This is a genomic window from Comamonas sp. lk, from assembly GCF_900564145.1.
Lineage (GTDB): Bacteria > Pseudomonadota > Gammaproteobacteria > Burkholderiales > Burkholderiaceae_C > Comamonas.
Map to the genome: position 1 here is coordinate 3,535,043 of NZ_UOOB01000001.1, position 13,262 is coordinate 3,548,304.

At 58.8% G+C, this 13,262-nt stretch carries 12 protein-coding genes; 4 read left to right on the top strand and 8 right to left on the bottom strand.

The window, feature by feature from the left end; translation table 11 throughout:
• The 4 genes from EAO39_RS16130 (at position 1) to EAO39_RS16150 (ending at position 3,690) form a co-directional block, all read left to right on the top strand.
• Positions 1–1,107, top strand: a complete 1,107-nt coding sequence (locus EAO39_RS16130; RefSeq protein WP_120969298.1) for a zonular occludens toxin domain-containing protein — start codon at positions 1–3, stop codon at positions 1,105–1,107.
• A gap of 577 nt (positions 1,108–1,684) precedes the next feature.
• The gene (locus EAO39_RS16140) at positions 1,685–2,329 is read left to right on the top strand and encodes a recombinase family protein (protein ID WP_120969304.1); all 645 of its coding nucleotides are present in this window, start codon (positions 1,685–1,687) and stop codon (positions 2,327–2,329) included.
• Between the two features lie 54 nt (positions 2,330–2,383).
• Complete coding sequence (locus EAO39_RS16145) at positions 2,384–2,854, top strand: YhbY family RNA-binding protein (RefSeq protein WP_120971195.1); 471 nt, start codon at positions 2,384–2,386, stop codon at positions 2,852–2,854.
• A gap of 68 nt (positions 2,855–2,922) precedes the next feature.
• Positions 2,923–3,690, top strand: a complete 768-nt coding sequence (locus EAO39_RS16150) for a glycosyltransferase (protein WP_162989594.1) — start codon at positions 2,923–2,925, stop codon at positions 3,688–3,690.
• An 81-nt stretch (positions 3,691–3,771) separates the two neighbouring features.
• On the opposite strand, the gene EAO39_RS16155 is transcribed toward EAO39_RS16150, so the two are convergent.
• The 8 genes from EAO39_RS16155 to lpxB form a co-directional block, all read right to left on the bottom strand.
• Positions 3,772–4,650 (bottom strand): Kdo hydroxylase family protein, encoded by an 879-nt coding sequence (locus EAO39_RS16155; protein WP_120969310.1) that lies wholly within the window; start codon positions 4,648–4,650, stop codon positions 3,772–3,774.
• Between the two features lie 46 nt (positions 4,651–4,696).
• The gene (locus EAO39_RS16160; protein ID WP_120971196.1) at positions 4,697–5,119 is read right to left on the bottom strand and encodes a DUF4149 domain-containing protein; all 423 of its coding nucleotides are present in this window, start codon (positions 5,117–5,119) and stop codon (positions 4,697–4,699) included.
• Between the two features lie 111 nt (positions 5,120–5,230).
• Positions 5,231–5,707, bottom strand: a complete 477-nt coding sequence (gene greA, locus EAO39_RS16165) for a transcription elongation factor GreA (RefSeq protein WP_120971197.1) — start codon at positions 5,705–5,707, stop codon at positions 5,231–5,233.
• 220 nt (positions 5,708–5,927) lie between these two features.
• Positions 5,928–9,176, bottom strand: a complete 3,249-nt coding sequence (carB, locus tag EAO39_RS16170; RefSeq protein ID WP_120969313.1) for a carbamoyl-phosphate synthase large subunit — start codon at positions 9,174–9,176, stop codon at positions 5,928–5,930.
• On the bottom strand, positions 9,169–10,341 hold the full coding sequence (gene carA / locus EAO39_RS16175) for a glutamine-hydrolyzing carbamoyl-phosphate synthase small subunit (RefSeq protein WP_120969316.1): 1,173 nt from the start codon (positions 10,339–10,341) through the stop codon (positions 9,169–9,171). Before carA ends, carB begins: the two co-directional genes overlap by 8 nt.
• 170 nt (positions 10,342–10,511) lie before the next feature.
• Positions 10,512–11,303 (bottom strand): RNA methyltransferase, encoded by a 792-nt coding sequence (locus EAO39_RS16180; protein WP_120969319.1) that lies wholly within the window; start codon positions 11,301–11,303, stop codon positions 10,512–10,514.
• An 88-nt stretch (positions 11,304–11,391) separates the two neighbouring features.
• Positions 11,392–12,114 carry a ribonuclease HII gene (rnhB, locus tag EAO39_RS16185; RefSeq protein WP_120969322.1) on the bottom strand — a complete coding sequence of 241 codons (723 nt, stop codon included), beginning with the start codon at positions 12,112–12,114 and terminating at the stop codon, positions 11,392–11,394.
• Positions 12,077–13,261, bottom strand: coding sequence for a lipid-A-disaccharide synthase (gene lpxB / locus EAO39_RS16190; RefSeq protein WP_120969325.1), 1,185 nt, complete (start codon positions 13,259–13,261; stop codon positions 12,077–12,079). The genes rnhB and lpxB overlap by 38 nt, the downstream gene beginning before the upstream one ends.
• Position 13,262: the final 1 nt, after the last annotated feature.

Here is a 13,262-nt window from a genome sequence, read left to right on the forward strand (position 1 = left end):
ATGCTGACTATTTTCACGGGCAACCCTGGCGCGGGAAAAACGGCGTCCATGATCGACCTAGTGATGCGCGAATTGAAGGATCGCCCCTTGTTCGTGCATTTCGATGAAGCTGAACGTATGAGGCCAGAGCAAAAGCTCTTGGCTGAAACGCTTCAACTCCCGCATACGCGCTGCAATGCCCGAAACTGGTTTGATGAAGTGCCGGACGGGGCTGTCCTGCTGATTGATGAGGCCCAGGGGTGCTTTAGACCCCGTGGCTCGGGCTCAGCGGTTCCCAAAGCTATTCAAGCATTTGAGACCCACAGGCATGCGGGTATTGACGTGTTCTTTACCACTCAAGGCCCGCGGCTGGTTGATTCGAATCTGCGTTCCTTGATAGGTCGGCACGTTCATATCAGAGATACCGGTTGGCTTGGCCGCTGGTGGTACGAATGGCCTGAGTGCAATGCAGAACTGCGTTGGCAAAAGTGCGAAAACAAGCGGCGCTATAAGCTCCCAAAGAGAGTTTTTGAGTTCTATAAATCTGCAAACGAGCACACAAAAGTACCGCGTAAGGTGCCGCCTTTGGTGTTCATGTGTGCTGCCGCCATCGTGTCTTGTGTAGGCTTGCTGGCCTGGAATTTTTACAAGCCCAAGTCTGAGCCCCAGAAGCTTCAGGCCCTGGAACAGTCCCAGACTGTTGCGGGGTCTGCGCCAATTCAAACGCCCAAGATCTACGATTTTGCAGAGTTCACGCCGCGCGTGAGTTACAGACCTGAGACTGCGCCGGCCTATGACCAAGTAAGGCAGATTGTTGTGATGCCGCTGGTGATCGGCGGCGTGTGTAATGAGCGCAAATGCGTCTGCACCACCCAGCAAGGGACTGATGCAGGGCTTACTCGCAAAGAGTGCGAGGACTGGCTAGAAAAACGCCCATTTGATCCCTACACCGTGCCCCTGCCTCCACAGCAGGTCCAGCAGAAGCCCGTGCAACAGGTGAAGGAGGATGAAGGGGTGCGCAGCGTTCCTATGCCTACAGCTCCTGTTAAACAGGTCGGAGAGGTCACTATTCATGAGGTCAATAAAGCAGCGCGCACTGGGCGGCTTTCTGAACTCGGAACTCTCTAACGTCGCTTGCGGCGGTACTGCTTAGCGTTGTAGGTCGTGGACAGGGGGTTAAATGCCTGCTGTTCTTTTTTGGAGCGCAACTCCAAAAACGGCTTTTGCTTCCTGGCTTTGCGTCGCGCGAAAAGCCAGAAAACGAGGGCTAGTGCAACTAGGCTCAGGATGATGGTTTTTTGCTCGAGCATGGCCTAAGTGTATCTGGGGGTATCGGGGGCTTGCCCCTGATGATCACTCGTCCTCGCGTAAATGGCCCGTCGCCAAGATAGTTGCACCAGGTCGCGCGCCTGTTGCCTGCAAAGTTAGTTTGACCTGGTCAAAGCATGGTGCTTCCGCATACCTCGCATGGGCGGGTGCTGGACGGAACGCAATTAGGCTGCAAACCGATGCGACTGAATCACTCGCTTGAAAAACCGGTATTGGCGCGATAGCGCTTCCAATATCTAAAGACCAAGTGATTATTCTTTTTTACGAACAATGCATTATTGCTATAAAACACATAGCAATTTAGTTAATTAAAGGATCGAAAAACAACTAAATAAATAGCATTACCGCATTACTACAGCACGGAGAATTTAGAAAAATGTTGGTCGGTTATGCACGAGTTTCTACAAAAGATCAGGAGACCTATCTCCAGCAAGATGCACTCAAAAATGCTGGGGTCGAGAAGATTTATCAGGAGAAGGCAAGTGCCGTCAGTTCCAGGCCTGAGTTGCAGGCCTGCTTGGCATCGCTGAGTGAAGGAGATGTGCTGGTCGTCTACAAGATGGATCGGGTAGCACGATCACTGAAGGATCTGCTTGTGATCCTTGACCGGATCTCAGCCGCCGGTGCATCCATCAGATCGCTTACCGAACCGCTGGATACGCGCGGTCCTATTGGCATGTTCATGGTTCAGGTGCTTGGCGCTGTCGCTCAGCTTGAGCGGTCCATCATTCGGGAACGCACGGTTGCAGGCCAGGTGGCTGCTTGGAAGAGAGGTCAGGTCTTTGGAAGGCCTAAAAGACTCACGCCGGAGCAAGAGATCGCGATGCTGGCTCGCTACGACGAAAAAATTGACAAGGACACAGGGAAGCGACTGAGCCAACCGAAAGTTGCCAAGGAGTTCGGTGTCTCCCTGATCGTACTGCGCAGGCTGCTAGACGAGCGCAACGGGAAGATCAATACAGGACGTTACCCTGTGCTCAGCAAATACGTTGCAAAACGACCTCAAGGCACGGAAGAATAGGCGCTTTATCTGTTCGTTTTCATGCTGGATTCTCTCAGCCTCGATAATACGGGTATGCCCCAAATTCAATTAACTCCCGCCGAGCGCCGGGAACAACGCGCCGAAGCACACCATTTGGACCCCGTGGTCCTGATTGGCGGTGACGGTTTGACACCTGCCGTCCAGAAGGAAGTGGATGCAGCCCTCAACGCACACGGCCTGATCAAGGTCCGCGTTTTTGGTGACGACCGCGCAGCCCGCGAACAGATGTATCAGACTCTGTGCGACGAGCTGGGCGCCGCCCCCATCCAACACATCGGCAAGCTGCTCGTGCTGTGGCGTCCCATGCCAGAGAAAGAGCGCCGTCATGACGAAGACCGCATGCCCGGCCCACGCGACATCAAGGTGCTCAAGTTCGGCCGTACCGGAACCAAGCCTGAAGTCAAGCAGATCCGCGTGCTTGGCAATCAACGCCTGACAGCCGGCGGCACGATCAAACGTTCCAAGCCCAAGCAAAAGTCGGTCAAGAAAGGCCGCTTGGACTAATTTTCCTCCAAGCATCCAGCCTTCCAGGCGCTTTGCGCCTTCTTTCCTACTGCTGAGACATCTCACCAATGGTCCAGACCACACCGCTGCCAACGCAGCAACGCCATATCCTTTGCATGAAATGGGGTACCAAGTACGGCCCGGAGTACGTCAACCGTCTCTACGCCATGGTGCGCCGCCATCTCAAGGGAGATTTTCGCTTTGTTTGCCTGACCGACAATACGGAAGGGATTCGTGAAGAGGTGGAGTGCTTCCCCATTCCTGACCTCAACATCCATCTGGCACCGGGCCAGCGCGATGGCGCCTGGAAAAAGCTCACCACTTTTGAAGGCGACCTGTACGGCTTGAAAGGCGTGGCTCTGTTCCTGGATCTGGATGTGGTGGTGGTCGGCAGCCTTGATGATTTCTTCACCCAAAGCGGTGAATTCCTCATCATCCACGATTACCCGCGTTTCTGGCGCTTCGGCGAACGGATTGTGGGTAATTCTTCGGTCTATCGCTTTCAGCTCGGAGCACATGCCGATGTGCTGGAAAATTTTCGCTCCCATACCGAGCAATTGCGCGCCCAGTATCGCAACGAGCAGGAATACCTGTCGCACTTTTTGCACAAGCAAGGCAAGCTGGCCTACTGGCCGGCCTCCTGGTGCCCTAGCTTCAAGTACTACTGCATTCCTGCCTGGCCGACCAATTACTGGAAAGAGCCCGTGCCGCCGAAAGATGCGCGCATTGTGATCTTCCACGGAGAAGTCAACCCGCCGGATGCCCTGGAAGGCCGTCGCAACAAACGTTTTCGCCATATCCAGCCGGCACGATGGATTGCCAAGGCCTGGGGTTGATCTGCTGATCGGCCCTCAACCCTAAAAACAAAAGGCGTTGCCACTGCGGCAACGCCTTTTTGCTAGGCGCGTCATGCGTGCTCAGCGTGCATCCACCAAGGGGTGACCCTTGAGTCGCGTCAAGATGGCCAGCGGACTGGCCTCTTTGTCGTACTCGCTGCCGGGCGGCAGAAACAAGGTCTGCTCCAGCATGTATTGGCCGGCCATCACGGCGTGTACGGCCTGATCGGAAAAGCACACCCAGGTAGATCCTGCGGCAAAAGGCACGGTCTCCTGCGGCGCGTTTTGCTGATAGTCCAGATCACCCTTCATGCCGTCGTGCAGTTGCAGCATGAGATGGTCGTATTCGCTGCGAAACGATTTGGTCACATGCAGCATTTCAAGTGCCTTGGCCTGCCAGCGCACATAGGGCTTGGCACGCGGCAAGAACTTCCTGGCCACCGCTTCAAAGGGCTCACCCACACGCCATACACGCGGCTGCCCGTGAGGATTGACATTGGTGAAGACACGTAGAATCCGCTCCCCATAGTTGGGGCGCGATGGGAAGGCGTCCACATGCATGCGCTTGTCGTCGGCACGCCAGGACTGGGCACGCGTTTCCACCTGCGAAGGCCTATAGCTGGTGGGCGCCATGCGCACCACCGGTATGTAGTCGGGGAACAGGCCGGCAATCAGCGCCGTCGCCTGATCGCGGAAACGGCCCACCATGGCAGCCACCTGCTGCTGTGCCTCCTCATCGCCCGCCACCCCTTTGATGGAGCCATCCACATTGAGGCTGATATTGCGTGCTTTGGGGTCGCGCACATCCGGGCGCAGCAGGCTTTTCTCCTGCTCGGTGAGATCAAAGGCCAACGAGGGGAAGTACAGCAGCTTTCCAGCCTCAACGGCGGCCGTCCATTCGGGACGGTTGGGGACGTTGCGCCAGTCGGTGGCGTCGATTTTTACGATTTGAGATTCCATGGCCGTGCCAGTTTAACCCTCAGCGCCAGCCATGGCTTGGCATGGATCAAGCCAGACGAGAACGTACGCCGATCAAGCGCCACAGCACCACGGCCGCGCAAAGCCATTGCAGCGCATACATGGCCGTGCCCACGCCATGCCACAGCTTGAGATTCTCACGCGCCACGATTTTGGGCGAGACACCGTACTGCACCAACAAGGCCAGCAGCATGCCGGCAATAACAAAACCGATAGCAGCTTGCGCCCATTCTTCAATCTTTTCAGCTTTTCTTTGCTTTGAAAACACCAGCAGCAAAGCGCAGCATGCTATGGAAATCCATGTCTGTGCGGCAAACAGCTTGGCCGCCATAAAGCCCGCCATGGCCGGAGATGGCAGATTGGCGAACAGCATGGGCACGGCCATAAAGCCTATGGCGGACAAACTGCCCCACCACAATGCGGCCAGAAAGAAAGGCAGACGCAAGTACATCAGAAATCCCGTCAAGCGATAAAACACCGACGGGCCTGGCATGCAACAGATTGCACGGCAAGCCCGTATTCAAACCACGATCAACCCGTTCACGAGTTGAGCCCAAATAGCTTAGAGGTAGCGCACGCCCACTACTTCGTAGCGGCGCTCGCCGCCCGGGGCCTGCACCACGGCGGTATCGCCCTCTTCCTTGCCGATCAGGGCGCGGGCAATGGGGCTGGAGATGTTGATCAGGCCGTGCTTCAAATCGGCTTCGTCTTCGCCGACGATCTGGTAGGTCACGGCAGCGCCGCTGTCTTCATCTTCCAGGTCCACGGTGGCGCCAAACACCACGCGGCCACCGGCATCAACGCTGGCAGGATCGATGATCTGGGCAGCCGACAGCTTGCCTTCGATCTCCTTGATACGGCCTTCCACAAAGCCTTGATGCTCTTTGGCGGATTCGTATTCGGCGTTTTCGCTCAGATCGCCCTGGGCGCGCGCTTCGGCAATCGCCTGAATCACGGCAGGACGCTCAACCGTCTTGAGACGTTGCAACTCAGTCTTGAGCTTTTCCGCTCCGAGCTTGGTGATTGGGATGGTGGCCATGGTCAAGTCTCCAAATTCAGCAAACGCCGCGCATGGCGCGGCACCGCAGGCACAGTGCTGCTCGACAAAGTCAAGCAGGGGCCCGTGCCCCAAAAGCAAACCGCCGCACGTTGCCGCGCGGCGGTTGAAGTTCATTGCCGTTCATTATGCCGTGTTTGCCACGGCACAAATCCGGTAAAACCCGGCGCCCCTGTCGGACTGCGCCGGATTGCCCAGGCTTTTAAGCCTGTTGCAACTGCGCGTGCATTTCCTGCACCGAGATCACACCCAGATCGTTCATGGACTTCATACCTTCCACAGCCGCTTCCGCGCCGAAGATGGTGGTGAAAGTGGTCACACGGGCCAGCAGAGCGCTGGTACGGATCTGACGCGAATCGGCGATGGCATTGCGACGCTCTTCCACCGTGTTGATGACCAGAGCGATTTCCTCGTTCTTGATCATGTCCACGATGTGGGGACGGCCTTCGGTAACCTTGTTCACGGTCTGCACTTCGATACCGGCTTCGGCAATCGCAGCGGCCGTGCCACGCGTGGCGCACAGCGTAAAGCCCATGGCCACCAGATCCTTGGCAATCGCCACGGCGCGGGCCTTGTCGTTGTTCTTCACGGTCAGGAAGACCTTGCCTTCGGTGGGCAGGCTCACGCCGGCGCCCAGCTGGCTCTTGACGAAGGCTTCGCCAAAGGTCTTGCCCACACCCATGACTTCACCGGTGGACTTCATCTCGGGGCCGAGGATGGTGTCCACACCCGGGAACTTCACGAACGGGAACACGGCTTCCTTGACGCTGAAGTAAGGCGGTGTGACCTCCTTGGTCACGCCCTGCTCGGCCAGCGTCTGGCCGGCCATGCAGCGTGCAGCCACCTTGGCCAGTTGCACGCCGGTCGCCTTGGAGACGAAAGGTACGGTACGCGAAGCGCGGGGATTAACTTCCAGCACATAGATCACGTCCTGGCCGTCCACTTCCTTGATGGCGAACTGCACGTTCATCAGGCCCACCACATGCAGGCCTTCGGCCATGGCAGCGGTCTGGCGCTTGATTTCAGCGACGGTTTCGGCCTTCAGGTAGTAGGGCGGCAGCGAGCAAGCCGAGTCACCGGAGTGCACGCCAGCCTGTTCGATGTGCTCCATCACGCCGCCGATATACACGGCACCGGTCTTGTCACGCACGCAGTCCACATCGCACTCGATGGCGTTGGACAGGAAGTGGTCCAGCAGCACGGGCGAGTCGTTGGAGACCTTGACAGCTTCGCGCATATAGCGCTCCAGATCGCGCTGTTCGTGCACGATTTCCATCGCACGGCCGCCCAGCACGTAGGAAGGACGCACCACCAGGGGGTAACCCAGGCCGGCAGCCTTTTCCAGCGCTTCGGTTTCGGTACGTGCCGTGGCGTTGGGCGGCTGACGCAGACCCAGTTCGTTGAGCAGTTGCTGGAAGCGCTCGCGGTCTTCGGCCGCATCGATCATGTCGGGCGTGGTGCCGATGATCTTCACGCCTTCGCGCTCCAGACCCAGGGCCAGCTTCAAAGGCGTCTGACCGCCGTATTGCACGATCACGCCTTCGGGCTGCTCCACATCCACGATTTCCAGCACGTCTTCCAGCGTCAGCGGCTCGAAGTACAGGCGGTCGGAGGTGTCGTAGTCGGTGGACACGGTCTCGGGGTTGCAGTTGACCATGATGGTTTCGTAACCATCTTCGCGCATGGCCATGGCGGCGTGCACGCAGCAGTAGTCAAACTCGATACCCTGGCCGATACGGTTGGGGCCACCGCCCAGCACCATGATCTTCTTCTTGTCGGTGGGCGCAGCTTCGCACTCATCGTCGTACGTGGAGTACATGTACGCGGTGTTGGAAGCGAACTCGGCAGCGCAGGTGTCCACGCGCTTGAACACGGGACGCACCTTCAGCGCCTTGCGCGCTTCACGCACGGCCTTGTCGGTGGTGTGCAGCAGCTTGGCCAGGCGACGATCCGAGAAGCCCTTTTGCTTCAGAGCGCGCAGAGTGCCCGCATCCAGCGAGGCCAGAGCAGCGTCGCCCTTGGCGGCAGCGACTTGATCCAGTTCGAGTTCGATCTTGATGATCTCTTCGATCTGCACCAGGAACCACTTGTCGATCTTGGTGATGTTGTGGACTTCGTCCAGCGTCCAGCCGGCAGCGAAAGCATCACCCACATACCAGATGCGGTCGGGACCGGGCTCGCCCAGTTCCTTTTCCAGAATCTCGCGATCCTGGGTTTTTTCGTTCATGCCGTCCACGCCCACTTCCAGACCGCGCAAGGCCTTCTGGAAGGATTCCTGGAAGGTACGGCCAATGGCCATCACTTCACCCACAGACTTCATCTGCGTGGTCAGGCGATTGTCGGCAGCGGGGAACTTCTCGAAGGCAAAACGTGGGATCTTGGTGACCACATAGTCGATCGAAGGCTCGAACGACGCGGGAGTCTTGCCACCGGTGATGTCGTTCTTGAGTTCGTCCAGCGTAAAGCCCACAGCCAGCTTGGCTGCGATCTTGGCGATGGGGAAGCCCGTGGCCTTGGAAGCCAGCGCCGAAGAACGCGAGACGCGGGGATTCATCTCAATGACGATCATGCGACCGTCCTTGGGGTTCACCGAGAACTGCACGTTGGAGCCGCCGGTGTCCACACCGATTTCACGCAGCACTGCCAGCGAGGCATTGCGCATGATCTGGTATTCCTTGTCGGTCAGGGTCTGAGCGGGGGCCACGGTGATGGAGTCACCGGTGTGCACGCCCATGGGGTCCAGATTTTCGATAGAGCAGACGATGATGCAGTTGTCCGCTGTGTCGCGAACCACTTCCATCTCGTACTCTTTCCAACCCAGCAACGATTCTTCGATCAGCAGCTCGTTGGTGGGCGAAGCTTCTAGGCCGCGCTTGCAGATGATCTCGAATTCTTCCGAGTTGTAGGCAATGCCGCCACCCGTGCCGCCCAGCGTGAAGCTGGGGCGAATGACGGTGGGGAAGCCCATTTCCTTTTGCACAGCCCAGGCTTCGTCCATGGTGTGGGCGATGCCGGAACGTGCGGAGCCCAGACCAATCTTGGTCATGGCATCCTTGAACTTCAGACGGTCTTCGGCCTTGTCGATGGCTTCGGGCTTGGCACCGATCAGCTCGACCTGGTACTTCTCGAGCACGCCGTGCTTCCACAGGTCCAGTGCGCAGTTCAGCGCGGTCTGGCCACCCATGGTGGGCAAGATGGCATCGGGACGTTCCTTGGCGATGATCTTCTCGACCGTCTGCCAAGTGATGGGCTCGATGTAGGTGACGTCCGCGGTCGCGGGGTCGGTCATGATCGTCGCAGGGTTGCTGTTGATCAGGATGACCTTGTAACCCTCTTCGCGCAGGGCCTTGCAGGCCTGCACGCCGGAGTAGTCAAACTCGCAGGCCTGACCGATCACGATGGGACCGGCGCCAATGATCAGAATGCTTTTGAGGTCGTTGCGCTTAGGCATTGTTGTGTTTCTCCATCAGCGCTGTGAAGCGGTCAAACAGATAGCCGATATCGTTGGGGCCAGGCGATGCTTCGGGGTGACCCTGGAAGCAGAAGGCGGGCACATCGGTGCGCTCCAGACCTTGCAGCGTGCCGTCAAACAGGCTGATGTGCGTAGCGCGCACATTGGCGGGCAGCGAGTCCAGTTCCACCGCAAAACCGTGGTTCTGGCTGGTGATGCTCACCCGGCCGGAATCCAGGTCCTTCACAGGGTGGTTGGCACCGTGGTGGCTGTTTTGCATCTTGAAGGTCTTGGCGCCGGAGGCCAGCGCCATGATCTGGTGACCCAGGCAGATGCCGAACACCGGCATGTCGGCAGCCATGATCTCTTGCACGGCCGCAATCGCGTAATCGCAAGGTGCGGGATCGCCAGGGCCGTTGGACAGGAACACGCCGTCGGGGTTGAGCGCCAGCACGTCCTTGGCAGGCGTCTGGGCAGGCACCACGGTCACGTCGCAGCCACGCTCGGCCAGCATGCGCAGAATGTTCTTCTTCACGCCAAAGTCGTAGGCCACGACCTTGAACTTGGGCGATTCCAGCTTGCCGTAGCCTTGACCCAGCGTCCACTCGGTCTCAGCCCAGGGATAGGACTTGTCGGTGGACACCACCTTGGCCAAGTCCAGACCCTTCATATTGGGTGCGGCCTTGGCTGCGGCAATGGCTTCGTCGATCTTGGCCTGCGTGGCTTCTTCGCCCGCAGCCAGACCCACGATGGCGCCGTTTTGTGCGCCCTTGTCACGCAGCAGACGCGTGAGCTTGCGGGTATCGATGTTGGCGATGGCGACGGTCTGGCCTTCGACCAGGTACTCGGACAGGGTCTGAGTGCAACGGAAGTTGCTGGCCAGCAAAGGCAGGTTCTTGATGATCAGACCTGCGGCATGGATCTTGTCAGCCTCGACATCTTCAGGATTGACACCATAGTTGCCGATGTGCGGATACGTGAGTGTCACGATCTGCTGGCAATAGCTGGGGTCGGTGAGGATTTCCTGATAGCCAGTCAGCGAAGTGTTGAAAACGACTTCGCCAACGGTGGTGCCTTGCGCACCAATCGAGTTGCCAATAAAGACCGTGCCGTCTGCGAGCGCCAGAATGGCGGATGGGAAATTTCCCTTGAGAGACAAAAGCACTGGGTTCTCCGGTTTTTTAATTACGGTTACGCCCAACGAGGCCCCGGCATGTGTGCTGGGACATTTTGTCTGCAGGGAAATGGCGAGGTAGCGTCGCTAGGCGTAGAAAGATGCTTGAAAGCCGCCCATTATAAGCCTGCTCGGCTTCAGCCCTTTGACTTGCTGCGGGATTACCCGTGAGCACGCAACATGCTCACGCTGCTGGCATGCAGGCAGATCGCCGCCGCCGCCGCCACATTGAGCGATTCCTCACCGCCGGGCTGCGCAATGCTGATGCGGTGCTCGGCCATCTGCATCAGCGCCTCGCCCACGCCCTGCCCTTCATGGCCCATGGCCCAGGCACAGGGCCAGGGCAAGCTGGCCTCATGAATCAAAGTCCCCTGATGGGAGCTGGTCACGACCAAGGGTATCTGCAAAGTCTGCACATCTTCCACAGCAGCGGCTTCGACCATGTGCAGGCCGAAATGTGCCCCCATGCCGGCGCGCAGAACTTTCTGGCTCCAGATCGCTGCCGTGCCTTTGAGGGCCACGATCTGGCCAAAACCAAAAGCGGCGGCGCTTCGCAAGATGGAGCCCACATTGCCGGCATCCTGCACGCGATCCAGCACCACCGTCGCCACACCGGGCTTGACCTGCGCTATCGCATCCCAACCCATCACATAGCCCATGCGGGCCGGCGATTCCAGGCTGCTGATTTCGGCAAACAGACCGTCTGCCAGAACGATGATTTTGCTAGCTGCTTGCGCCCATTCAGCGGGAGCTTGCGGCCAAAAAGACTCTGAAAACACCGCAATCTTGGGAACCAGACCGCGCGCCAGGGCCGCGCGGCACAGGTGATCGCCTTCCAGCCAGATATGACCTTGCTTGCGGTAGGCCGTGCTGTCTTGCGAGAGTCGGCGCAGCTCCTTGACGAAAGCGTTGTCGCGCGAATGAATTTCTGTGACCTGAGGGCGTGGAGCCATGTCTACCTCTTGAATGAAAACAGGAGCCGGATCTCCCTGCCCGACAGCTATCGGACGGCGAAACCCCGGCCCCTGCAGAGCACCTGGCTCAGGAATATAGCGATGCCTGCGACAGGATAAGCGAGCCCGAGGCGCCACTTTCACAAAGCACGGGCGCGGTAAAGCCGCCTTCGCAAATCTGCCCGGCCTGCAACACCTTAGTGACGGGGGCAAACGTGCGGCGATGTTCGCCCGTGGCACCGTGGGCGCGCAAGGCCTCCAGGTGCGCGGCCGTGCCATAGCCTTTGTGGGTGGCAAAACCGTATTGCGGATACTGTATGTCCAGTCGCTCACACCAGCGATCACGCGTGACCTTGGCCAAGATTGAGGCGGCCGAAATGGCTTTAACCAAGGAGTCGCCCTTGACGATGGCCTCGGCCTGCACGTCGATCTGAGGCAGCTGATTGCCATCGACCAGCACCAGCACGGGCTTGAGGCGCAAGCCCATCACCGCACGGCGCATGGCCAGCAAGGTGGCCTGCAGGATGTTGAGCTCGTCAATCTCCTGTACCGACGCCTGCGCAATGCAAAAGCACAGAGCTTTGGCACGAATTTCGTCGTACAGCACTTCGCGGCGATTGGCGGTGAGCTTCTTGGAGTCGTTCAGGCCTGCAATCGGCTTCATGTCATCCAGGATGACGGCAGCAGCCACCACCGGTCCGGCCAGCGGGCCGCGCCCTGCCTCATCCACCCCGGCAACCAAGCCGGGCGGATGCCACGGCAGGCAATCCTGCTCAAGCAGCGGAGGAGGCAATGATTTTTTCGATCGCATGGGCAGCCAATTGGGCAGTATCTCGGCGCAGTTCGTGGTGCAGCGCGGTGAAGCGCTCAACCAGCGCTTCAATGGTGACAGGAGAATCCTGGCTGGCACGCAGCCAGCCCAAGGCGGCTTTCGCCAGCGCCTCGGGAGTTGCGGCATCCTGCAGCAACTCGGGCACGACGAAATCGCCGCACAAAATATTGGGCAGCCCTACCCAGGGTTGAAGCTGCTTGCGTTGCATCAGACGCCAGCTCCAGGGGTGCATGCTGTAGCTGATGACCATGGGGCGCTTGAACAAGGCCGCTTCCAGCGTGGCCGTGCCGCTGGCAATCAGCGTGCAATCACAGGCCGCCAGCACATCGTGGGACTGGCCTTTCACGATGAGAACCTTGTCCGCCATGCCGGCTTCAGCGGCAATACGCTGCACTTCCTCCCACAAGGAAGGAACGGCAGGCACTACGATTTTGGTAGCCGGAAGCGCTTTAAGTACCAAGGCTGCAGCCTTGAAAAAGCCCGAAGCGATATAACGCACTTCCGAGCGACGACTACCAGGCAGCAAGGCCAGCACCAGCCCCTCTTCAGGCAGACCCAACTTCGCCCGGGCCGCAGCGCGGTCCGGATGCAAAGGAATGACCTGGGCCAGAGGATGACCCACATAGGTCGCCTCTATGCCGTGCTGGGCCAAGAGCTCGGGCTCGAAGGGAAAAATGCACAGCACATGATCGGCCGCACGGCGGATCTTCTCAATCCGGTCGGCACGCCAGGCCCAGATGGAGGGGCAGACAAAGTGCACTGTCTTGACGCCAGCTTCGCGCAGCTTTTCTTCCAGGCCCAGATTGAAGTCAGGCGCATCCACGCCGACAAAGACCGATGGCGGATGGGCAATCAGGCGCTGACGCAGTTTTTTGCGAATGCCCAGCAACTCGGCCACGCGCATCAGCACTTCCCAGCTGTAGCCGTGCACGGCCAGACGCTCGGACTGCCACCAGGCATCAAAGCCCCGCGACTGCATTTGCGCGCCGCCTATGCCCATGGAGCGGGCATCGGGCCAACGCTGGCGCAGACCATCGAGCAGCAAGGAGGCCAGCAAATCGCCGGAAGCCTCTCCGGCCACCATGGCGATATCAGGTGCCATGCCTGCGGTCTTTTTCGCAGGCATG

Coding starts and splice junctions, on each gene's coding strand:
- EAO39_RS16180 (WP_120969319.1), bottom strand. CDS start 11,303: ATGGCTCCACGCCCTCAGGTCACAGAAATTCATTCGCGCGACAACGCT.
- EAO39_RS16160 (WP_120971196.1), bottom strand. CDS start 5,119: ATGTACTTGCGTCTGCCTTTCTTTCTGGCCGCATTGTGGTGGGGCAGT.
- rnhB (WP_120969322.1), bottom strand. CDS start 12,114: ATGCGATCGAAAAAATCATTGCCTCCTCCGCTGCTTGAGCAGGATTGC.
- EAO39_RS16145 (WP_120971195.1), top strand. CDS start 2,384: ATGCCCCAAATTCAATTAACTCCCGCCGAGCGCCGGGAACAACGCGCC.
- lpxB (WP_120969325.1), bottom strand. CDS start 13,261: ATGCCTGCGAAAAAGACCGCAGGCATGGCACCTGATATCGCCATGGTG.
- EAO39_RS16140 (WP_120969304.1), top strand. CDS start 1,685: ATGTTGGTCGGTTATGCACGAGTTTCTACAAAAGATCAGGAGACCTAT.
- EAO39_RS16130 (WP_120969298.1), top strand. CDS start 1: ATGCTGACTATTTTCACGGGCAACCCTGGCGCGGGAAAAACGGCGTCC.
- carB (WP_120969313.1), bottom strand. CDS start 9,176: ATGCCTAAGCGCAACGACCTCAAAAGCATTCTGATCATTGGCGCCGGT.
- EAO39_RS16155 (WP_120969310.1), bottom strand. CDS start 4,650: ATGGAATCTCAAATCGTAAAAATCGACGCCACCGACTGGCGCAACGTC.
- EAO39_RS16150 (WP_162989594.1), top strand. CDS start 2,923: ATGGTCCAGACCACACCGCTGCCAACGCAGCAACGCCATATCCTTTGC.
- greA (WP_120971197.1), bottom strand. CDS start 5,707: ATGGCCACCATCCCAATCACCAAGCTCGGAGCGGAAAAGCTCAAGACT.